17 protein-coding genes and 1 pseudogene are annotated in these 20,208 nt (G+C 69.3%); 12 read left to right on the top strand and 6 right to left on the bottom strand.

What is annotated here, in order from left to right:
• The first annotated feature begins 3 nt into the window (after positions 1-3).
• The 3 genes from ACWPN5_RS08200 to ACWPN5_RS08190 all read left to right on the top strand — a co-directional run bounded on the left by ACWPN5_RS08200 (position 4) and on the right by ACWPN5_RS08190 (position 6,021).
• Entirely contained in the window at positions 4-1,842 is a 1,839-nt protein-coding gene (locus tag ACWPN5_RS08200; protein ID WP_492295147.1) for a PTS fructose-like transporter subunit IIB, read from the top strand.
• Positions 1,843-2,012: 170 nt separating this feature from the next.
• A complete protein-coding gene (locus tag ACWPN5_RS08195; protein WP_247888378.1) occupies positions 2,013-4,364 on the top strand; it encodes a sensor histidine kinase in 2,352 nt (783 codons plus the stop codon).
• A gap of 106 nt (positions 4,365-4,470) precedes the next feature.
• Positions 4,471-6,021 carry a tetratricopeptide repeat protein gene (locus ACWPN5_RS08190; RefSeq protein ID WP_492295146.1) on the top strand — a complete coding sequence of 517 codons (1,551 nt, stop codon included), beginning with the start codon at positions 4,471-4,473 and terminating at the stop codon, positions 6,019-6,021.
• On the opposite strand, the gene ACWPN5_RS08185 is transcribed toward ACWPN5_RS08190, so the two are convergent.
• The 3 genes and pseudogenes from ACWPN5_RS08185 to ACWPN5_RS08175 all read right to left on the bottom strand — a co-directional run bounded on the left by ACWPN5_RS08185 (position 5,973) and on the right by ACWPN5_RS08175 (position 9,418).
• A complete protein-coding gene (locus ACWPN5_RS08185; protein ID WP_492295145.1) occupies positions 5,973-7,724 on the bottom strand; it encodes a TonB-dependent receptor domain-containing protein in 1,752 nt (583 codons plus the stop codon). The two genes, ACWPN5_RS08190 and ACWPN5_RS08185, sit on opposite strands and share 49 nt — an antisense overlap.
• Before the next feature lie 220 nt (positions 7,725-7,944).
• Positions 7,945-8,103, bottom strand: a pseudogene (locus tag ACWPN5_RS08180) (STN domain-containing protein); the annotation flags it as partial.
• Positions 8,104-8,401: 298 nt separating this feature from the next.
• Positions 8,402-9,418, bottom strand: a complete 1,017-nt coding sequence (locus tag ACWPN5_RS08175; RefSeq protein ID WP_492295144.1) for a FecR family protein — start codon at positions 9,416-9,418, stop codon at positions 8,402-8,404.
• Between the two features lie 230 nt (positions 9,419-9,648).
• Here ACWPN5_RS08175 and ACWPN5_RS08170 point away from each other — a divergent pair, with 230 nt between their 5' ends.
• The 3 genes from ACWPN5_RS08170 to cysE all read left to right on the top strand — a co-directional run bounded on the left by ACWPN5_RS08170 (position 9,649) and on the right by cysE (position 12,477).
• The gene (locus tag ACWPN5_RS08170; RefSeq protein ID WP_145687157.1) at positions 9,649-10,197 is read left to right on the top strand and encodes an RNA polymerase sigma factor; all 549 of its coding nucleotides are present in this window, start codon (positions 9,649-9,651) and stop codon (positions 10,195-10,197) included.
• A 277-nt stretch (positions 10,198-10,474) separates the two neighbouring features.
• Complete coding sequence (locus ACWPN5_RS08165) at positions 10,475-11,386, top strand: hypothetical protein (RefSeq protein WP_492295143.1); 912 nt, start codon at positions 10,475-10,477, stop codon at positions 11,384-11,386.
• Between the two features lie 206 nt (positions 11,387-11,592).
• Positions 11,593-12,477, top strand: a complete 885-nt coding sequence (gene cysE / locus ACWPN5_RS08160; RefSeq protein ID WP_200477499.1) for a serine O-acetyltransferase — start codon at positions 11,593-11,595, stop codon at positions 12,475-12,477.
• 31 nt (positions 12,478-12,508) lie between these two features.
• On the opposite strand, the gene ACWPN5_RS08155 is transcribed toward cysE, so the two are convergent.
• The 3 genes from ACWPN5_RS08155 to ACWPN5_RS08145 form a co-directional block, all read right to left on the bottom strand.
• Entirely contained in the window at positions 12,509-12,685 is a 177-nt protein-coding gene (locus ACWPN5_RS08155) for a helix-turn-helix transcriptional regulator (RefSeq protein ID WP_282184623.1), read from the bottom strand.
• A gap of 8 nt (positions 12,686-12,693) precedes the next feature.
• A complete protein-coding gene (locus tag ACWPN5_RS08150; RefSeq protein ID WP_492295142.1) occupies positions 12,694-13,074 on the bottom strand; it encodes a hypothetical protein in 381 nt (126 codons plus the stop codon).
• Positions 13,075-13,173: 99 nt separating this feature from the next.
• A complete protein-coding gene (locus ACWPN5_RS08145; protein WP_492296369.1) occupies positions 13,174-14,109 on the bottom strand; it encodes a LysR family transcriptional regulator in 936 nt (311 codons plus the stop codon).
• 184 nt (positions 14,110-14,293) lie between these two features.
• Here ACWPN5_RS08145 and ACWPN5_RS08140 point away from each other — a divergent pair, with 184 nt between their 5' ends.
• The 6 genes from ACWPN5_RS08140 (at position 14,294) to ACWPN5_RS08115 (ending at position 20,202) form a co-directional block, all read left to right on the top strand.
• Positions 14,294-15,415 carry an ABC transporter substrate-binding protein gene (locus tag ACWPN5_RS08140; protein ID WP_492295141.1) on the top strand — a complete coding sequence of 374 codons (1,122 nt, stop codon included), beginning with the start codon at positions 14,294-14,296 and terminating at the stop codon, positions 15,413-15,415.
• Between the two features lie 176 nt (positions 15,416-15,591).
• On the top strand, positions 15,592-16,653 hold the full coding sequence (locus ACWPN5_RS08135) for an ABC transporter ATP-binding protein (RefSeq protein ID WP_492295140.1): 1,062 nt from the start codon (positions 15,592-15,594) through the stop codon (positions 16,651-16,653).
• Positions 16,650-17,504 carry an ABC transporter permease gene (locus tag ACWPN5_RS08130; RefSeq protein ID WP_114861233.1) on the top strand — a complete coding sequence of 285 codons (855 nt, stop codon included), beginning with the start codon at positions 16,650-16,652 and terminating at the stop codon, positions 17,502-17,504. Before ACWPN5_RS08135 ends, ACWPN5_RS08130 begins: the two co-directional genes overlap by 4 nt.
• Positions 17,504-18,304: an ABC transporter permease gene (locus tag ACWPN5_RS08125; RefSeq protein WP_114861232.1), complete on the top strand. Its 801-nt coding sequence runs from the start codon at positions 17,504-17,506 to the stop codon at positions 18,302-18,304. Before ACWPN5_RS08130 ends, ACWPN5_RS08125 begins: the two co-directional genes overlap by 1 nt.
• A 31-nt stretch (positions 18,305-18,335) precedes the next feature.
• A complete protein-coding gene (gene speB / locus ACWPN5_RS08120) occupies positions 18,336-19,391 on the top strand; it encodes an agmatinase (protein WP_492295139.1) in 1,056 nt (351 codons plus the stop codon).
• A 4-nt stretch (positions 19,392-19,395) separates the two neighbouring features.
• The gene (locus tag ACWPN5_RS08115) at positions 19,396-20,202 is read left to right on the top strand and encodes a carbon-nitrogen hydrolase family protein (protein WP_492295138.1); all 807 of its coding nucleotides are present in this window, start codon (positions 19,396-19,398) and stop codon (positions 20,200-20,202) included.
• Positions 20,203-20,208: the final 6 nt, after the last annotated feature.

Here is a 20,208-nt window from a genome sequence, read left to right as displayed (position 1 = left end):
GCGATGGCAAAGCTCGTGGCTGTGACCGCCTGCCCGACGGGGATCGCCCACACCGTCATGGCGGCCGAGGCGCTGCGCCGCACCGCCGCGCTGATGGGCCACGCCATCGCGGTGGAGACCCAGGGGTCGAACGGTGTGCAGACGCCGCTTTCCGCCGCCGACATCGCGGCGGCCGACGCGGTGATCCTGGCCACCGACATCGCCGTGGACGATTCCCGCTTCGCCGGCAAACCGATCCTGCGCACCTCCACCGCCGCCGCCATTCGCGACACCAAATCGGTGATCGGCAACGCCCTGGGCCATGCTCCCGGTGTGCAACCCGAAACCGCCGCTTCGCACCCCGCTCCGAAGCCGACCCCAACGGCGGTGCGCAGTCCCGGCCTCCTGGTCGCCATCACCGCCTGCCCGACCGGCATCGCGCACACCTTCATGGCGGCGGAGGCGCTGAAGCAGGCCGCGCAGGCCAAGGGCTACCGCATCAAGGTCGAGACCCAGGGATCGGTCGGCGCCAAGAACGCGCTGACCGAGGAGGAGATCGCCGAGGCCGAGGCCGTCATCATCGGCGCCGACACCCACGTCGCCACCGACCGCTTCGCCGGCAAGCGCCTGCTCAAGACCTCGGTGGGGGAGGCGCTGAAACAGCCCGCCCGCGTGATCGACGAGGCGCTCGCCCTGCCGGCCCCGGCCGCGACGGGGGGCGGCGCCGCGCCGGCCTATGCCGACGCGGTGTCGGGCGCCAAGGCGCGTCCGAAGGAGGCGCAGTCCGGCCCCTACAAGCATCTGCTGACCGGCGTGTCCTTCATGCTGCCCTTCGTGGTCGCCGGCGGTCTGCTCATCGCCCTGTCCTTCGTCTTCGGCATCGAGGCCTTCAAGGAGCCGGGCACCCTGCCGGCGGCGCTGATGCAGATCGGCGGGGAGGCGGCCTTCGGGCTGATGGTGCCGGTGCTGGCGGGCTACATCGCCTATTCCATCGCCGACCGGCCCGGCCTCGCCCCCGGCTTCATCGGCGGGATGCTGGCGGCCAAGATCGGCGCCGGCTTCCTGGGCGGCATCGTGGCGGGATTCCTGGCCGGCTACATCGCCCGCTGGCTGCGCGACACCATCCGGCTGCCGCAGACTCTGGAGGGGCTGAAGCCGGTGCTGATCATCCCGCTCCTGGGCACGCTGGCGGTCGGTCTGCTGATGGTCTACGTCATCGGGACGCCGGTCGCCGCGATCATGAACGGGCTGACGGCCTTCCTGCAGAGCATGACCGGGGCCAACGCGGTGGCGCTGGGCGCGCTGCTCGGCGCCATGATGGCGCTGGACATGGGCGGGCCGGTCAACAAGGCGGCCTACACCTTCGCGGTCGGGCTTCTCGCCTCCAACACCTACACGCCGATGGCCGCGGTGATGGCGGCGGGCATGACGCCGCCGCTCGGGCTGGCGCTCGCCACCATGGTCGTGCCCAGCCGCTTCACGATGCAGGAGCGCGAGGCGGGGAAGGCCGCCGGCGTGCTCGGCCTCGCCTTCATCACGGAAGGGGCGATTCCCTTCGCCGCCAAGGACCCGTTGCGCGTCATCCCCGCGGCCATGGCCGGGTCAGCAGTGGCCGGCGCCCTGTCGATGTGGTTCGGCTGCGGGTTGCGGGCGCCGCACGGCGGCGTCTTCGTGCTGGCGATCCCCAACGCGGTGGCGCCGCTCGGCCCCTATGTCCTGGCCATCGTCGCCGGGACCATCGTCACGACGCTCGGCCTGATGATCCTGAAGCGCCGCGTCGAGGCGGACCCGACCGCGGCGCCGACGCTCGGCAGCGCCGCGCCGACCCCGACCAGCCCCGCGCCCAGTGGGGCCGGGCGCTGAGAGGGCAGGACCGTCACAGCCGCTGATTGCCGGCCTTACCACAAATTAGTTTTAATTTTCGCCAAAATTGAAAGAACTCGACAACTCCAGAGTGCTATCGCTAGCTTTGCGTTGTTCCGCCGCCGGTCTGTTCCGCAGTCCCCTGGAGGAACGGCAGCCGGCGGAGCGTGATGAGGATCTCGTATCGCATAGCGACGGTGGGTGGAATCCCGGTGGTCATCGCGGCACTGATCGCGGTGTCGGCCTGGATCCTGCTGGAGCGTGCCGGCCGCTCGCGCGAGGCCGCGGTCCTGGCCGGCACCGTCTACCGCGAGATGATCGCCGCCACCGCGGCCCGCAACGACTTCATCCATTCCGCTCCGGAAAGCCGGCTTCCCCATGAGGTCACCTTCCGCCGCGCCACCCACGGCGCGCGGGCGGCGCTGGACGCGCTCGGCGGGCTGGCGGACCAGGGCATCCAGGCCGACGCCGTGGAGACCGCGCGCCGCGCGTCCGACCGTCACGCCGCCCGGCTGGAGGAGCTGGTCGAGGCGATCACCGTCAGTGACGCCCGTGCCCGCGGCATGGCGGAGCAGGAGGCGCGCCTGCTCGCCCTGGCCGAACAGGCGCGCCAGCGGCAGCACGCCGTCAACGCGGCGCTCGTCGCCTCCCTGGCCGAGTCCGACCGGCGGATGCATGCCGGTCGCGACCTGGTCGACGGCCTGCACGCGCTGCGGGAGGCGCTGTTGAACGCCCGGCTGGCCGCCATGGATGGGGCGGCCATCGCCGAACCTCCCGCTTCCCCGCCGGGATCACCGCCGCGCTCCGGCGGCTTGGCCCTCTGGCTGGACCGGGTGGAGCGGACCGCCGACGGTCTCGCCGCGTCGCTCGCCGCCGACACCGCCCATGGGGCGGCGCTGGACGAGCTGACCCGGTTGCGGGCCGAGCGGCTGGACCGGACCACGCTTCCGGAGCTGGCGCCGCGCTACGACGCATTCGCCGGGCGGCTGCTGAAAGCCGCCGACGCCGGCTACGGCGCCGTCCAGGACGAGGTGGCGGAGCTTCTGCGCCGCACCATGTCGGCCCACGCCATGGAGCAGGAGACCCAGACGCTCGCCATGACCGCCCTGACGCTCAGCGGGCGGACGCTGAGGGCGTTGGAGCGGCGCGATTCCCGCAGTCTGCGCGACGTCGTCACCGACAGCGGTCGGCTGCGCGACCGGGTGTCGGGGCTTCCCATCTCCCCGCTGATCCAGGACGGGATGCTGGCCGCCATCACGGCGTGGCGCGACGGGCTGGAGCGCACCACCGATGGGCTGGCCCGGCAGAACGGCGCCATCGCCGCCATGGACATGGACGCCGCGGCGGTGATGAGCACCGCCCGCCGCCTGAACGACCTGTTCCAGGACAGCGCGGTAGGCAGCGCCGACCTCCTGCGCTCGACCCTGCTCATCGGGGCGACCGTCGGCCTGCTGTTCGCCGCAAGCGCGGCGCTGCTGGTGGCCGGCGGGATCACGCGGCCCCTGCGCCGGCTGCAGAACGCGACGCGGCGGCTGGCCCGCGACCCGCGCGACGGGTTGGTGACCGACCTGGAGCGGCGGGACGAGCTGGGCGACATGGCCCGCGCCGTCCATCATTTCGCCGCCGAGATCACCCGCCGCGAGGACGAGTTGCGCCGCGCCAAGGAGCAGGCGGATTCGACCCTGGCGGAACTGCGGCGGACCCAGGCCCATCTGGTCCAGGCGGAGAAGCTGGCCGCGCTGGGGCAGGTGGTGGCCGGCGTAGCGCACGAGATCAACACGCCGCTTGGCATCACACTCACCACTTCGACCCTGATCAGCGAGAAGGTGCCGAAGATGAAGCATCTTCTCGAATCCGGGCACCTCCGCCGCCGCGAGCTGGAACGCTTCCTGACCGACATGGGCGATGTGTCCGAATTGCTGGTCAACAACACCGTCCGCGCGGCGGAACTGGTCCAGCGCTTCAAGGAGCTGGCGGTGGACCCGGCGGGCGAAACGCGCCGCCGATTCGACCTCCGCCTCTGCCTGATGCAGGCCGTCGAAGCGTTGGGGCCTTTCTGGGAACCCGGGGAGCATCGGGTTGTCGTGGATTGCCCGCCGGGATTGATGATGGACGGCTACCCGCAGGCCATCGCGCAGATCGTCTCCCACCTGCTGTTGAACGCGGTCAACCACGCCTTCGCGGACGGCGCGGGGGACGCCGGGCAGGGGGACGCCGGGCAGGGAGAGGTCCGGCAGCGGGGCACCGTAACGGTTTGCGCCGGCAAGGCCGCGGCGGGGGTCGTGGAACTGGCCGTCACCGACGATGGGCGGGGCATCCCGCCGGAGCTGCGGACGCGGATCTTCGATCCGTTCTTCACGACGCGCCGCGACCGCGGCCACGCCGGGCTCGGCCTGCACATCGTTCACAACACCGTCAACCAGCTCGGTGGCACCATCGCCCTGGAGGATGCGGAGGAGGCCGGCGGCGCCCGCTTCGTCGTCCGCCTGCCCTCCGCCACTCGGGTGAAAAAAGGCGCCTGATACGGGTGGATATTCCCTCCTGGTCTCGCGAAAACTTGCGCGCCATGCCGCTTCCGGTTTACTCCGGAGCGAGTTCTCTTGGCGATTGCAACGCAAGGTTCGCGGTATGGCGACAATCGAGGAAGCCTATGGGGTTGCCATCGACCACCATCAGGCCGGTCGGCTGGACGAGGCGGCGATCATCTACCAGCGCATCCTGGACGCCGATCCGGAGCAGGCCCACGCCGCGCACCTGCTGGGCATCGTTGCCGGCCAACAGGGCCGTCATGGCGAAGCCGTCGCGCTGATCGGCGCCGCGGTGGCGCGGGACGGGCTGAACACCGACTTCCTTGGGAATCTGGGCGCGGCGTTGAAGGCGGCCGGTCGCTGCGACGAGGCCATCCGTCACCTCGCCCGCGCTTTGGCGCTGGAGCCGGCGGCGCGCGGCGTCCCGGGCAATCTCGGCTCCGCCTTGGCCGCCGATGGTCGGATCGGCGAGGCCGTGCCCTGGCTGGGACGCGCCGCCGCCCTTGACCCGGCGCAGTTTGAGACGTTCCTGAATCTGGGGATCGCGTTGCGCGACGCGGGCCGGTTCGACGAGGCGGAAGCGGCGCTGGAAACCGCCAAGGCCCTGCGCCCGGACCATCCGCACCCGGTCTGCGAGCTGGCGGTGCTGAAGCTGGCGCTCGGCGATTTCGAAGAGGGGCTGGCGCTTTACGAACGGCGCTGGGACTACACCGGCCAGACCGCCGCGGTGTCCGGCAAGGCGGTGTGGCGGGGCGAGGACATCGCCGGCAGAACCATCCTCCTCTATTACGAGCAGGGCCTGGGCGACACGCTGCAATTCGTCCGCTACGCGCCGCTGTTGGCCGACCGCGGCGCGCGGGTGCTGCTGATCGTCCAGCCGGAGCTGCGCCGCCTGCTGGCCTCGGTGCGGGGCATCGACCGTCTGGCCACCTACGACGACGCAGCGGCGCTGCCGGATTTCGACCTGTGCTGCCCGCTGATGAGCCTGCCCTTCGCCTTCGGCACGCGCATCGACGGGATACCCTCCGGGGTCCCCTACATCACGCCGCCCCCCGATCTGGTGGCGGCCTGGGCGGAGCGGCTCGGCTGGAACCAGACCGGAGACTCCGCCGGGAAGCGCCCGTTGCGCGTGGGATTCGTCTGGTCGGGCAACCCGCGGCGCCACGACCCCACCTCCCACGCGATGGACCGCCGCCGCAGCGTGCCTTTCGCGCTGATGGAGCCGCTGCTGTCGGTGCCGGGGATCGCGGCGGTCAGCCTCCAGGTTGGGGACGCGGCGGAGCAGGCACGGGCGGCCATCGCGGCCGGCCTGCTCACCGATCCCATGGCGGGGGTGACCGACTTCGCCGACACCGCGGCCATCGCGGCGCATCTCGACCTCGTCGTCACCGTGGACACGTCGGTCGCCCACCTCGCCGCCGCCATCGGGCGCCCGGTGTGGATGCTGTCGCGCTCCGACGCCTGCTGGCGTTGGTTGCGCGGGCGCGACGACAGCCCGTGGTACCCGACGATGCGCCTCTACCGGCAGGACTCGCCCGGCGACTGGGGGCCGGTCATGGCCCGCGTTGGCCATGACCTTGCCGCAGCCGCCGCGGCGCGGGATCAGAACTGCGCCGAGGCGCTCAGCAGGAAGGCCCGGCCCGGCTGGTAGAGCGGGGTGACGGTGCCGAACTCCTGCCCGTAGGTGGCGCGGTCGGCGTAGGTCTCGTCGAAGAGGTTGCGGACGTCGAGGCGCAGCGCCAGGTTGGCGTGCTCCGGCAGCCGGTGCTCCACGAACAGGTTGGCCGTCTGATAGCCCTTCAGCGGCCGCTGCCCGGCCTGCACCTTGTCGTAATCGAGAACGAACTCCAGGTCGGCGCCCAGGGTCAGGTTCCAGGACTGCACGGTGTGGGCGCCGCCGACGGTGAAGACCTGCCCGATCGGCGTGGCGAGGTAGGTGCCGGTGTCGGAATCGGCGGGCCGCCCGTCGATCTTGACGTCGATGTCGGCGTATTTGGCGCGGATGAAGCCGTTCGTCCAGGCGTAGCCGAGACCCAGCTCATAGCCTTCCGACCGCACGTCGCGGGCGAGGGTGGCGCTCGTAGCGGCGAAGCGCGCGGCGCGGGCGTCGTCCAGCTTGGTGCGGAAGATCCGGCCTTCCGCGGTGAAGCCCTCGTAACGGGCCTCCAGCCCGGCGGTGCTGTTGTAGGCCGTCACCGGGCGCGGGCCGGTGCCGTAGTTCCAGGCCGGGTTCATGATGTAGTTCTCGGCCATCTGGACGCCGCCCCAACCGCGGGACACACCGGCCTTGGCGGTCAGGAAACGGGGCAGCAGGTCGAACTCACCAGACAGATTGTGGCTGAGGCCGTGGTTGGTCCATTCCCGTCCGGTCGTCCCCTCGAAGGTCTGGCGGTCGCCGCGCAGGCCGAAGGACAGGCGCAGCCGCTCCATCGGTTCCAGCCGGGCCTGACCGTACAGGCCATTGTTGCGCGCCCGCTCGGTCGCGGTCATCGTCCGGTCCCGGTAGTTGGCGCGGTCCACATAGAAGTCAGTGCCCGCCGTGACGGTGCCGATCCGGAAGCCGAAGGTGTTTTCCAGCTTGCCGTTGAAGGAACTGGTCGCCCCCTTGCCCGGATAGCTCCCCGGCACGGTGCTGCTGCCGACCGGGCGGGTGAAGATCGGCGTCTCCACGTCGGTGCGGCCGTAGGCGAGCACCAGCTTGGGGTTCCACAGCTCCGTCGGCAGGGCGTCGGTGTAGGTGAAGACCATGTTCTGGCGGTCGAGCGTGTAGTCGCGCACGCGCGGCTCCCAGGCCGGGCGCCCGGCCAGCGATCCGATGTTCGCGCGGAAGGGCCGCGGCGCGTCGTCGTAGACCCGTTCGTAGCTGGCCTGGAAGCGGTGGCCGCTCTCCGTCTGCACCGCCGCCTTGCCGAGGCCGCTCACCACGTCCGTCTCGGTGCCGTCCACCTTGCGCCCGTTGCCCGCCGTGTATTTGCCGCCCTTGCCGTAGGTCACGGTGCCCAGCGCCTCCAGCCCCTGGTGGCGCCCGAAGCCGGCGAGGTTGGTGGTCAGGCCGGAGCCGTTGCTGTTGAAGGTGGTCTTGCCGAAGCCGCCGATGCCGTCGCTCGCCAGAAAGTCGCTGGCGTCCTTGGTCTCGTAGGCGATGGAGCCGGCGAGCGCGCCCGGCCCGGCGTCGGCGGGGGCGACGCCGGCGTCCACCCGCGCCACCTTCAGCAGCGCCGGATCGATCAGCGTGGTGCCGTTGTGGTGGAAGACCTTGTTGTTCTGGCGGCTGCCGTCGATGGTGACCGCCAGATTGGTTTCCTCGACGCCGTTCACATAGACCTTCTGCGACATCGGCACGGAACTGCCCACGCGGATCGTCGGCTCGCCGGAGAAGACGTCGCGGAGGTCGCTGGGATTCTCTGCGTTCCAGATCCTCCCTGGTGATGGTGACGGTGCCGTTTCCGCTGCCGGCGCCGGTCGAGGCGGTGACCGACACCGGCGCCAGCATTGTGACGTCGCCGGTCGGAGCCGGAACCAGCGTCGCGGTGCCGGTGCCGGTCATGCGGTAGCCGACGCCCGTTGCGGACAGCAGCGTGTCGAGCGCCTGGGCGGGCGTCATGCTGCCCGACACCGGGCGGGAGCTGCGCCCGGCGGCCAGATCGGCGGAATAGCCGATCTGCCAGCCGGTCTGGCGCGCAAAGGCGTCGAGCGCCGCGGGCAGGGGCTGTGCCGGCAGCGCGAAGGTCATCGTCTGAGCGGCGCCAGGGGCGGGAGCGGCCGGCTGGGCCAGGGACGGGGAGGGGAGGGCCAGGACGCCGCCGAGCGCGGTGGTCGCCATGAGGGCCAGGATCAGATGCCGGGCGGCGGTTCCCCGCGCGCATACCAAGAACTTGCCTGTCGAAACCGTCCGGCCTTCCATTCCTCACAACTCCCGTCTGCGCTGGTGGCGGGGGCGTGATGACCGGCGTATGAACCGTGCCCCCTCTTTTCGGCAGACGCACGGGGGCGTGGCGTCTCACAAAAAAATCCCGAAAGAACGACAAACCCTATCGAAGCAGGATGAGTCCGGCAGGAAGCTCGGTCACGCGGGCTCCCACGACGTCGGCCAGCGAGCGGATTGCCGCCACGGGATCGTCCAGCCGGTAGTTTCCGCTGACCCGCGCGCCGGCCAGCCGGTCGCCGATCAGGACGATCGGTGCGCCGTGGTAACGCCGGAGCGTGTCGACGATCGCGGCGAAGGGCTGGTCGTGGAACACGCAGCGACCGTCCTTCCAGGCCAGCGCCTCCGCCGGGTCCGGGCGGGCGGGCGCCGACAGGCCGTCCACCGTGGCCGTCACCCGGTCACCCGGAACGAGGGACACCGTTTGCCCCGGCGCTTCCCTCCGGCTGACCGACACCCGCCCGCGCTCCAGGAAGACGGCGTCCTGCCCGCCGTCCGCCCGCACGGTGAAGGCGGTGCCGGTCACCTCCACCTCGCTGAAGCCGGCGGTGACGCGGAAGGGGTGGGCGGGGTCGCTGACCACGTCGAAGTAGGCCTGCCCGCGCAGCAGCCGGACGTGGCGCCGGCCCTCGGCGAAATCGAGCGCGACCGCGGAGTCGGTGTCGAGGATCAGCCGCGACCGGTCGGGCAGGGCGACCTCCCGCCGCTCCCCGGCGGCGGTGCGGTGGTCGGCGGTCAGGCGGAGCGCCAATGTGGGCTGGAGATGGACGCCGATGGCCAGCAGCAGCGCGGCGGCGGCCAGCGAGGCCCGCCATCCGCCAAACCGCCCGGACCTCCGCCGCGTCGCGGACCGGATGGCCGACGGCGAAGGGGTCGCCTGCGGGAAATGGGCGAGCGTCGACGCCTGCTGGAGTTCGGGCATGCTTCCAAGCGACGACAGGCGATCGAAGGCAGCGGCGTGGCGCGGGTCGCGGTTCCGCCATGCCTGATAGGCGGCGCGGGCGTCTGGGTCCACGGGCGCGTCGAGAAGCGTCACGAACCAGGTGAGCGCCTCGTCCGTGATCGGATCCGCATGCCGGTAGGCCCCGGCATCCTGTCCGCCGCCTGCCTTGTCCTGCTCCACGCTGGCCTTCCACTCTTCCTGTGATCGGACTCACGTAAGGTTGAGACGTTTCATCGCCCGCCGGGCCACAATCCGCAAACCGCAGCCCCCCGATGGTGATCGCTCCTGCACCCGTCCAACCGGCTTGACATCTGAAATTGAGAATCATTATCAATTTCGGCGTTGCAAGGCCGCCGACGTCGCACCGACCGCGGTGGTGTCCCCTCCGCCGTCGTACCGACAGGGCTATCATGTCCGCAAGCCTGATTGCGATCTATCTCGATCACCGCCGCTCGTTGTTCGGGTGCGCGATGAAGATCGTTCGCGATTTTCAGATTGCCGAGGACGTGCTGCAGGAAAGCTACCTGCGCGCCTGCAAGGCGGTGGAGAGGGGACCCATCGACAACGTCGGGGCTTTTCTTCACCGGACGGTTCACAACCTCGCGCTGGACCATCTCCGGCGCTGCCGGACCCAGGAGCGGTTCGAAGCCGGCCCGGCGGACACCGCCGAGGCGCTGGGCATCGCGTCGGAAACCCCGTCGGCGGAGGAGCGCCTGCTGCACCGCGAGCGGGTGTCGTGCTTCATGGACGCTCTCGACCGTCTGCCGGCGCGGGCCCGTCAGGTGTGGCTCCTGAACCGGGTCGAGGGCCTGTCCTATCCCCAGATCGCCGCCCATCTGGGCGTTTCGCCGGGCACGGTCTTCAACGACATGAAACTGGCGATGGGCCATTTCGTGGACGCCATGGCGCGCCGCGACCGTTCCGGAGCCACCGCTGCCCGGCCCGGCGGGACACTCTAGCCGCGAGAACACGCTCCCGAGCGGAAAGGGGGGGCCGAACCCCGGAGCACGGTAAGCAGATGCACGAATCCGGTGTTGGGTGTATGCATGACGGGTGTTTGTGTAAGTTGTCGCAAAAATTCCATAAGGTGTCTTATGGAAAATACACCGGCACAACTACCCATGAGGGTTTTTGTGTGGTATGTTCTCAATCCAGCGATGCGGGCTTGGTGATGTAGGCCTGGGACCGTGTTTCCGCGTCGTCACTCATCGAAGCTGGCAACAAGGATCGGGACTCATGAGCGTCATCAACGCTGCGGGTTCGCAAGCGGGCTTCCTTCGTCCGATTCGTCCGAACCCCGGCCCAGCCACGGACGTGTTTGCAAAGAAAGCGGACAACGCCACGACTGGCTTCAGACCAGCCTCCACGGTCGAGCTGTCGGATCGCGCCAAGGCGCTGCTGGCGAAAGCCGAGCATGAGAGCGCTGTTGCCAGCCGGCTTGCGGCGCATCTGGCCGGAGGCGGCCGCAATCCGGCGGCTCCCATGCCCCCTCTCGACGCGACACAATGGACCGACACCGATGGCGTGTCCTCGAAACCATCCGCGTCGAAGCAAGCGTTGGAGAGCATCGCCGCCGTCAAGGAATGGGCCAAGTCGGACGTCTTCCGGAACGCCGCCAACGCCGTTGCCGATGATCAGGTCCGAACCCTGGTTCGCGACGGCCGGCTTTCCCAATTGCCTGCCCTCGATGACGACCAGTTGAATCAGTTGAGCGAGGCGGAACGGAACGTCTACGGCACGGTCCGGTCTCTCCAGGGGCTCTATGACGGCATGCCGAAAACGATGGACCAAGCCCTGGCCGACCGGAAGGCGGTGGTGCTCGAAGCCTATCCGGATGAAATCAACCGCATGAGAAGCGGCCTCGCCTCCGGCTCCCTGAAGAAGGAGGATGGCTGGGAGGACATCATCGCCAGCCGCGAGTCCGAACTTGCCGCGGCCCGGCAAGGCACGATGACAATACACGCCGTGAGCGACTCGAACCTTGTGCAGTCCAAGGGCGAGTTCACGGTCGCCCGCGACGGCAATGGCTGGAGCGCCCGTGGGATCACGGTGAACGGCAACGCCGCCGCCTTGCAGGAGACGTTCGGCACAAGGAACATGCAGGTCGGGTCCAGCCCCTACACCGGCGACTACGTGATCACTTGGTAAACCCGCCCGCTGCGCGGATGGGGCTGCCTGAGTGGGCAGGCAATTTTCACAGCGTGGAAATGTGCAAAAATTCGTAGTGGCCCTTCATTTCCCACGACATGGCTCCCCTTCCGGAAAGCGGCGTGCTAGGCTTTCATCCGGCCTGTTGAAAGGCCCATGACCGGACCGACGGCCGGACCGGTCGGGAACATCAGGACAAGCCTACCATGAATCACATCGTCGCCCCCTGCTTCAAGGATCAGGGCCTCAAGGACCAGAACCTCAAGGGGTTGGACCACCCGGAATCGCCCCTTCTGGAGGGCGTCGACGGCATGTGGGCGATGCTGCGTGCCGAGGCGGAGAACGTCGTTGTCAAGGAGCCGTGGCTGCGCCCCTTCATCGACACCGCCATCCTGCTGCACCATGACTTCCCGTCGGCGCTGGGCAGCCTGCTGGCGCGCAAGCTGGGCGACTCCTACATCTCCGCCGACCAGCTCGCCATGCTCGTGCGCTCGGCGGTCGCCGACGCGCCCTGCATCGTCGAGGAGGCCTGCTCCGACCTCCAGGCCATCTGCACGCGCGACCCGGCAGCCGACAATTGCCTGACGCCGTTCCTCTACTACAAGGGCTTCCACGCGCTGGAATGGCACCGCATCGGCCACTGGCTGTGGCGGCGCGAGCGGCGCGACCTTGCCCACTTCCTGCAAAGCCGGGTATCGGAAGTGTTCGCGGTGGACATCCACCCGGCGGTCCCGGTCGGGCGCGGCGTCTTCATCGACCACGGCACCGGCGTGGTGATCGGCGAGACCGCGGTGGTCGGCAACGACGTGTCGATCCTGCAGGAGGTCACGCTCGGCGGCACCGGCAAGGAGCATGGCGACCGTCACCCGAAGGTGCGCGACGGCGTCCTGCTCTCGGCCGGGGCCAAGATTCTGGGCAACATCGAGATCGGCAGCCGCGCCAAGGTCGGAGCCGGCAGCGTGGTGCTGAAGGACGTGCCGCCCTGCGCCACCGTGGTCGGCGTCCCGGCGCGGATCGTCGGCTGGTGCCGCGACACGGTGCCGGCCCTTGCCATGGACCAGACGGTGCCGGAGCCGGAGTATCACATCTGACGGAACCGGCGGATTCCGGGCCGAACATCCTTCAGGGAAAGAAGATCTCCTCGATGGTCAGGCCGAACGTCCGGGCGATGGCGAAGGCCAGCGGAAGGCTGGGGTCGTAGCGCCCATTCTCGATCGAATTGACCGTCTGGCGGGACACCTGAAGGCGCTCCGCCAGCTCACTCTGGCTCCAGCCGCGGGCCGTGCGGATGTCTTTCACCGCGTTTCTCATCGGTAGCGCCACTGGGCGATGCACACCCCGACGACCCACAACACCGCCATGAGCGGCCAGATATGGAAGGCGCGCAGTTCCGGCGCGCCGGCACCTTCCGCAAACCCCCAGGCGAAGGTCGCCAACGCCGTGCCCGTGAAGGACAGGGCGATCGCGTCGAACTGGATGCGGCGCTGAAGCTCGTCCATTCGCCGCAGCCCACGCAAGACCGTCCAGGCGACGGCGACCGTGCCGAGGATCGGCAAAAGCGCGAGCGCCATTTTCATCGCGCCTTCCGGTTGGAGCAACCGGTCCGCCGCGTTGGCGCCTAGCAGAAGCGCCGCGTAGAGAGCCAGAGCCCCGGACAATTCGACGCCGTAGCGCTTGATGCTGAACATCCCCCGCCCCTTACCATGCCGCCCAATGACAAGGAAGCTTTACATGCGACGCCTCACCACTGTCAAGTATGCTTTACATCGCCTCGCACCGGACCACGATCAGGCCGGTCGGACGACGGGACCGCTCCGGAACTCCGGAGCGGTCATCTCCTCGCGGGTCAGGGCGGTGAACAGGTCCACCACCGGGCTCTTGGAGCGGTTGGCGTCGAAGGCCACCTGGAAGGGCGCCTGATAGGACAAGACCTTGGGCAGCAGAATCCGCAGCCTCCCGGCCTTGACGTAGGGTGCGGCGTAATGGTCCGGCAGATAGCCGGCGTAGGCGCCGGACAGGATCAGCCGCGCCGCCCCCTCCATGTCGCTGACCGTTGCCTTGGGCGTCGAAATCGCAAAGATCTTCAGGTCGCGCGATCCCCAATAGCTCCGCGCCACCAGCCGGTAGCGGCGGATCTCGTCCAGGTCGATGGCCTCGTCCGGCAGGGTGAACAGCGGGTGCCCGTCCGCCACGCAGAAGTGGATCGTCTCGTTGTAGAGGTCCTGGTAGGACAGGCTCGGCACGATGCGCGGAAAGCTGGCAATGGCGAGTTGCAACTGCCCGCCGATGACGTCGCGCAGCAGTTCGTTCGGCGGGCGCACGTTGATGATCAGCGAGACCTCCGGCGCCGCCTCGGTGAAGCGGGCGAAGACGCGCTCCAGCGGGGCGCGCGGGTCGGTCAGCGTGTTGTCGACCAGCCCGACCGCCAGCGTGCCGGTCAGCCGCTCGCGCAGGCCGCGCACCCGCCCGCGGAAGCGGTCCAGCGAGTCGAACACGCGCCGCGCCTCGTCATAGACCGCCTGCCCTTCCGGGGTGAGCTGGAATCCCGACCGTCCCCGCCGGCACAGCCGCAGGCCCAGCCGGGTCTCCAGATCAGCGAAATGGGTGGAGATGGTGGACAGCGACAGGTTCAGTTCGCTCTGCGCCGCACTGAATCCGCCGGCCTCGACGATGGTCATGAACAACCGCAACAGGCGCAGATCCACGGTTTCCAGCTGAATCATCGCCACGACGCCGCCCTCCCCTGCCCCGCCCGCCGCGTCCGGCACGCCCCATACTTCGACCCGGATCGAAGTAAGATACAAAACTTTCTGATTTTCGGGCAACGGCGCCGGGGGTCTAATGATCGCAGGCCACAATGCTGGCCTCACGAACAGATAAGCTCGTCCGCAAGGAAAGGTCGCATCCATGAACGAGACGACGGGTAAGCAGGGACTTCACGCCGCTTTGACCGGCGGCATCGGCCGCCGCGCCGTTCTGGCCGGAGCGGGCACGCTGGCCACGGTGGCCGCCATCGGTTTTCCGAACATCGTCCGTGCCCAGTCGAAGACGCTGAAGGTCGGCGTCTACGGCGGCTACTTCAAGGAATCCTTCGAGAAGCACATCTTCCCGGAATTCTCCAAGGCCACCGGCATCACGGTGGAGGCCATCGCCGAGCCGACCGGCGAAGCGTGGCTGGTCCAGCTCGAACAGGCGGCCCGCGCCCGTCAGGCGCCCGCCGACGTCTCGATGATGTCGCAGGTGGCGATGCTGAAGGGGGCCTCGGCAGAGCTGTGGGCGCCCTTCGACCTGTCGAAGATCCCCAACGCCGCCAAGGTCGTCCCGCACCTCGTCAACAAGTATCCGGACGGCAAGGTCAGCGGCATCGGCGCGGTGTCCTGGTACATCACGCTGGTCACCAACACCAAGAGCTACCCGCAGGCTCCGGACAGCTGGGCGGCCCTGTGGGACCCGGCGAACAAGGACAAGCTCGGCCTGCTGGCGCTGGTCAGCAACAGCTTCCTGCTGGAGGTCACGGCGGCGACCTTCTTCGGCGGCACCAAGCATCTCGACAGCGAGCAGGGGCAGCTCGACTGCTTCAAGAAGCTGGCAGAACTGAAGTCCAACGTGAAGCTCTGGTACCGCGACGAGGCGCAGTTCGAGGCCTCGCTGAAGTCCGGCGAAATCCCGATGGGCCAGTACTACCACGACGTGACCGGCCTCGCCGCCGCGGACGGGCAGCCGGTGCGCTCGACCTTCCCGAAAGAGGGCGGCATCCTTGACTCCGGCAGTTGGGCGGTCACCCGCGCCTCCAAGGCCGGCGACCTCGCGCATGTCTTCGTGGATTACATGTGCCAGCCGTCGATCCAGTCCCTGCTGTCGCGCAAGGTCGGCACCGCCCCGACCATCGACCGCAAGATGACCGACCTGACGGATCAGGAGTTCGCCGCCGTGTCCTCCGACATCGCGCCGATCATCCCGCGCTATGACCTCTACACGAGCAAGTCCGACTGGCTGAACCAGAAGTGGACGGAAATGATCGTCGGGTGAGTGACAGCCCTTCTGCCCTCTGGGGAGAAGGGTATGGGATGAGGGGGCGGCCGCAGGCCGGACACGCACTGCAATGAGGCTGCGTTGACGCCCTATGGGTGCCCCCTCACCCTAACCCTCTCCCCAAAGGGGCGAGGGGAAAAGCCCGTTGTGAACGACAGTCAAAAAGCCATCCCATGTCAGCCCTTGTCCTCGACGGTCTCACCAAACGATACGGTCCCGTGACCGCGGTGCACGGCGCGTCGCTGCGCATCCCGCACGGGCAATTCGTCTGTCTGCTCGGCCCGTCCGGCTGCGGGAAGACGACGCTGCTGCGCATGATCGCCGGGCTGGAGGACCCCTCCGGCGGACGGCTGGTCATCGATGGGCGCGACATCACCACGGCCCCCGCCCACACGCGGGAATTCGGCATGGTGTTCCAGTCGCTGGCCCTCTTCCCGCACCTGACGGCGGGCGAGAACATCGCCTATCCCCTGCGCATCCGCGGCGCCGCGAAGGCCGAGCAGCGCAAGCGCGCCGACGAGCTGCTGGAGCTGGTCCGCCTGCCCGGCGTCGCCGACCGGCCGGTCTCCAAGCTGTCGGGCGGGCAGCGGCAGCGCGTCGCCATCGCCCGCGCGCTGGCCCTGTCGCCCAAGCTGTTCCTGCTCGACGAGCCGCTGTCGGCGCTTGACGCCAAGCTGCGCGAGGCCATGCAGATCGAACTGAAGCAGCTTCAGCAGCGGCTGGGCATCACCACCATCGTCGTCACCCACGACCAGCGGGAGGCGATGACCATGGCCGACCTCGTGGTGGTGATGTCGCAGGGCCGCATCCATCAGGCCGCCCCGCCGATGGAGGTCTACCGCCAGCCTGCCGACGCCTTCGTCGCCGACTTCATCGGCATGACCAACCTGCTGGAGGGCGAGGTCACCGCCCCCGGCACCGCCGCCGTGCCCGGCGGCACCCTGCACCTGCCCGACCTGCCGCCGACCGGCCGCGTCCTGCTGTCCGTCAGGCCGGAGGACGTGATCGTCCACCCCGCGGGGACGGACGGGCCGAACCGGCTGACCGGCACGCTGTCCTTCATGCGCGACCTCGGCGCCAGCGTGGAGTTCCGCATCGACGTCGCCGGGAAGGAGATCGTCGCGCTGTCGCGCCCGCAGGACCGCCCGCCGGTCGCCCCCGGCGGCGCCTTGGCTGTGGAGTTCCCCGCGGCGGCCTGCGTCGTGCTGCCGCCAATGGCGGAGCGTCCGCAATGATCCGCCGCGCGCCCCGTGGTCTGGCCGAGCACGCGCCGATCCTGTTCCCGGCGCTGATGCTGGTCGTCTTCTTCGTCATCCCCTTCAGCCTGATGATCGCGGTCAGCGTCTTCCGGCGCGTGCCCGGCGGCTTCTACGAGCCGGACCTCGTCTTCGCCAATTACGAGCGGTTTCTGACCGCCTTCTTCGGCGGGGTGATGTCCTTCTCGCTGGGGCTGGCGGCGCTGGTCGCGGCGCTGTCGGTGGGCATCGCCTTCCCCTTCACCTACCGGCTGGTCAAGCTGCCGCGCGGCGCGCAGATCCGCTGGCTGGTCTTCCTGCTGTCGATCCTCTCGCTGTCGGAAGTCATCATCGGCTTCGCCTGGTCCACCCTGCTGTCGCGCACCGCGGGCATCACCAACCTGTTCGTGGCGCTGGGCCTGATGGCCGAGCCGCAATCGCTCAGCCCGAGCTTCGGTGCGCTGCTGGCCGGGCTGGTCTATCAGGCCTTCCCCTACACGGTGCTGGTCCTCTACCCGGCGCTCGCCCGCCTCGACCCCTATCTGGAGGAGGCGGCACGCACGCTCGGCTCCTCGCCGCTGCGCGCCTTCTTCACGGTGGTGGTGCCGGCGCTGCGCAACACCATCGTGGCGACCACGATCATGGTGTTCGTCTTCGCGCTCGGCTCCTACCTGCTGCCGCAGCTTCTCGGACGGCCCCAGCATTGGACGCTGTCGGTGCTGATCACCGATCAGGCGATCTACCAGTCCAACATGCCCTTCGCGGCGGCCATGGCCGTCTTCCTGGTGCTGGTCAGCCTCGCCCTCGTCGGGCTGGCGCTGCTTGCCGGGCGGCGGGAGGAGACGGCTTGATGCTGATGCGCACGCTGAATTCCCTGGCCGCCGGCCTGATCGCCCTGGTCCTGGCCGCCCCCATCCTGGTGGTGGCCGGCGTCTCGGTGAACGAGAAGAAATCGCTGACCTTCCCGCCGCAGGGCTTCTCGCTCGCCTGGTACGCGGAGGTCTTCACCGATCCCGGCTGGCGCGGCGCCCTCATCACCAGCCTCGTCGTCGCCACCCTGTCGGCGGCGCTGGCGGTGCTGATCGCCTTTCCGCTGGCCTGGTTCCTGTGGCGCTGGCGCGCCCCCTGGGCGCGGGCGTTCGAGGTGCTGGGCATGACGCCCTTCATCCTGCCGCCGGTCATCACCGCGCTGGGCTTCCTCAGCTTCTGGGCGGCGGTGGGGGAATACGGGTCGCCCTGGACGGTGGTGGTCAGCCACGCGGTCTTCTTCGTGACGCTGCCGCTGGTCACGCTGTCGCTGGGCTTCGGCGCGGTGGACCGCTCCTACGTCGAGGCGGCGGCGACCATGGGGGCGGACGACCGGACGGTGCTGCGCACGGTGGTGATGCCGCTGGTGCGGCCCTACGTGATCTCCGGCTTCGCCTTCGCCTTCGTGCTGTCGCTGAACGAGTACATCGTGGCCTACATGGTGGTCGGCTTCACGCTGGAAACGCTGCCCATCAAGATCTTCAACGCGCTCCGCTACGGCTACACCCCGACCATGGCCGCCGTGACGGTGCTGTTCGTATCGCTGACCGCGGTGGTCTTCGGGCTGATCGCGTGGTTCGGCGACCTGCCCCGCCTGCTCGGCGCCTGGGCCAAGAACGACTAACCTTCCTTCCTTTTTCAAAGAGATCCGGACGATGATCGACCCTCAGAAGCTTGATCGTTTGCGTACGAAGTACAGCGGCTCCGGCGGCGACGACTTCCACGATCCGGAGTTCCAGCGGGTGGCCGCCCTCCAGTTCTCCGGCGGCAAGCGGGTGCAGCCCTTCGCCGGGGTGTCCACCCTGCTCGACGCCCCCTACCGCCCCGACGCGGCCGACGCCGCGGACTTCGGCGGGCTGGACATCGCGCTGATCGGCGTGCCGATGGACCTGGGCGTCACCAACCGGGCCGGTGCCCGCCTCGGCCCGCGCGCCGTGCGCGGGATGGAGCGCATCGGCCCCTACGAGCACGCCCTGCGCATGGTCCCGGCGGCCTCCTGCAAGCTGGCCGACGTCGGCGACGTGCCGCTGTCCAGCCGTTTCAGCCTAGAGTCCTGCCACGGCGACATCCTGGCCTTCTACAACCGCGTGATGGACGCCGGCGTCATCCCGCTGTCGGTGGGCGGCGACCATTCCATCACCTATTCGATCCTCAAGGCGCTGGGCCGCGAGCGTCCGGTGGGCATGATCCATTTCGACGCCCATTGCGACACCGGCGGCCCCTACGAGGGCGCCAAGTTCCACCACGGCGGCCCGTTCCGGCAGGCGGTGCTGGACGGCGTGCTGGACCCGGAGCGCACGGTGCAGATCGGCATCCGCGGCAGCACCGAGTATCTGTGGGAGTTCTCCTACGACAGCGGCATGACCGTGATCCACGCGGAGGACATCCCGGAGCGCGGCATCGCCGGCGTCATCGAGACAGCCCGCAAGGTGGTGGGCGACGGGCCGGTCTACGTCTCCTTCGACGTGGATTGCCTGGACCCGGTCTTCGCCCCCGGCACCGGCACCCCGGAGGTCGGCGGCCTGACCACGCGGGAGGCTCTGGCGCTCCTGCGCGGGCTCGACGGTCTGGACATCATCGGCGGCGACGTGGTGGAGGTGGCGCCCCAGTACGACGCGACGACCAACACCGCCCACGCCGGCGCCCAGATGCTGTTCGAAATCCTCTGCTTGTCGGTGCGCGCCCTCGCCAACCGCCAGAACCAGGGCTGACGCCATGCGGCTGAGCCTGCTCCAGGCGGACGCGGAGCCCGGTACGCCGCACCGCAACCTCGACCGTCTGGAACGGGCGGCGGCGGAGGCGGCGGGACGCGGCTCGGCCCTGCTGATCGGGCCGGAAATGGGCCTGACCGGCTACGACATCGGAGCGGAGGCGGTGCGCACCTTGGCCGAGCCGGCGGATGGGCCGATGGCCGCGCGGGTCGCCGAGATGGCCCGGCGGCACGGCGTCGCCCTCCTCTATGGCTATCCGGAGCGCGGGGCGGACGGCGCCGTTTACAACGCCGCGCAACTGATCGGGGCGGACGGGCGGCCCCGGTTGAACCAGCGCAAGACCCATCTCTACGGCGATCTCGACCGCGGCTCCTTCGCGCCGGGCGGCGACGCCTTTCCAACCGCCGAGATCGGCGGGATGCGGCTCGGCGTGGCCATCTGCTACGACGTGGAGTTCCCGGAACTGGTGCGCCGCCACGCGCTGGCCGGGGTGGACGTGCTGCTGGTGCCGACCGCGCTGATGGCGCCCTATGAGGTCGTCGCCACCACGATCGTCCCGGCCCGCGCCTTCGAGAACGGCATCTTCGTCGCCTACGCCAACCGCTGCGGGCGCGAGGGGACACTCGATTATTGCGGGCTCAGCAGCGTGGCGGCGCCGGACGGATCGGTGCTGGCGCGGGCCGGCGACGGCGAAGCTTTGTTGACCGTCAATCTTGACCCCGTCCTGCGCCGGGTCGGCACGCATCTGGCGGACCGCCGTCCGGACCTGTACGGTGCGGTCTCCAGCGCGCCTGGGAAGGGCGGTTCGTAGAGGAAG

The organism is Azospirillum sp. UENF 211521 (genome assembly GCF_058780535.1).
Note: the sequence above shows the minus strand (reverse complement) of the source record. Positions and strands in the feature narration are given on the sequence as shown.

Excerpts from the sequence above, each read along its gene's own strand:
- cysE (WP_200477499.1), top strand. The coding sequence starts at position 11,593 with ATGAATCACATCGTCGCCCCCTGCTTCAAGGATCAGGGCCTCAAGGAC.
- ACWPN5_RS08190 (WP_492295146.1), top strand. The coding sequence starts at position 4,471 with ATGGCGACAATCGAGGAAGCCTATGGGGTTGCCATCGACCACCATCAG.
- ACWPN5_RS08165 (WP_492295143.1), top strand. The coding sequence starts at position 10,475 with ATGAGCGTCATCAACGCTGCGGGTTCGCAAGCGGGCTTCCTTCGTCCG.
- ACWPN5_RS08135 (WP_492295140.1), top strand. The coding sequence starts at position 15,592 with ATGTCAGCCCTTGTCCTCGACGGTCTCACCAAACGATACGGTCCCGTG.
- ACWPN5_RS08150 (WP_492295142.1), bottom strand. The coding sequence starts at position 13,074 with ATGTTCAGCATCAAGCGCTACGGCGTCGAATTGTCCGGGGCTCTGGCT.
- ACWPN5_RS08145 (WP_492296369.1), bottom strand. The coding sequence starts at position 14,109 with ATGATTCAGCTGGAAACCGTGGATCTGCGCCTGTTGCGGTTGTTCATG.
- ACWPN5_RS08115 (WP_492295138.1), top strand. The coding sequence starts at position 19,396 with ATGCGGCTGAGCCTGCTCCAGGCGGACGCGGAGCCCGGTACGCCGCAC.
- ACWPN5_RS08200 (WP_492295147.1), top strand. The coding sequence starts at position 4 with ATGGCAAAGCTCGTGGCTGTGACCGCCTGCCCGACGGGGATCGCCCAC.
- ACWPN5_RS08140 (WP_492295141.1), top strand. The coding sequence starts at position 14,294 with ATGAACGAGACGACGGGTAAGCAGGGACTTCACGCCGCTTTGACCGGC.
- ACWPN5_RS08125 (WP_114861232.1), top strand. The coding sequence starts at position 17,504 with ATGCTGATGCGCACGCTGAATTCCCTGGCCGCCGGCCTGATCGCCCTG.
- ACWPN5_RS08130 (WP_114861233.1), top strand. The coding sequence starts at position 16,650 with ATGATCCGCCGCGCGCCCCGTGGTCTGGCCGAGCACGCGCCGATCCTG.
- ACWPN5_RS08170 (WP_145687157.1), top strand. The coding sequence starts at position 9,649 with ATGTCCGCAAGCCTGATTGCGATCTATCTCGATCACCGCCGCTCGTTG.
- ACWPN5_RS08195 (WP_247888378.1), top strand. The coding sequence starts at position 2,013 with ATGAGGATCTCGTATCGCATAGCGACGGTGGGTGGAATCCCGGTGGTC.
- speB (WP_492295139.1), top strand. The coding sequence starts at position 18,336 with ATGATCGACCCTCAGAAGCTTGATCGTTTGCGTACGAAGTACAGCGGC.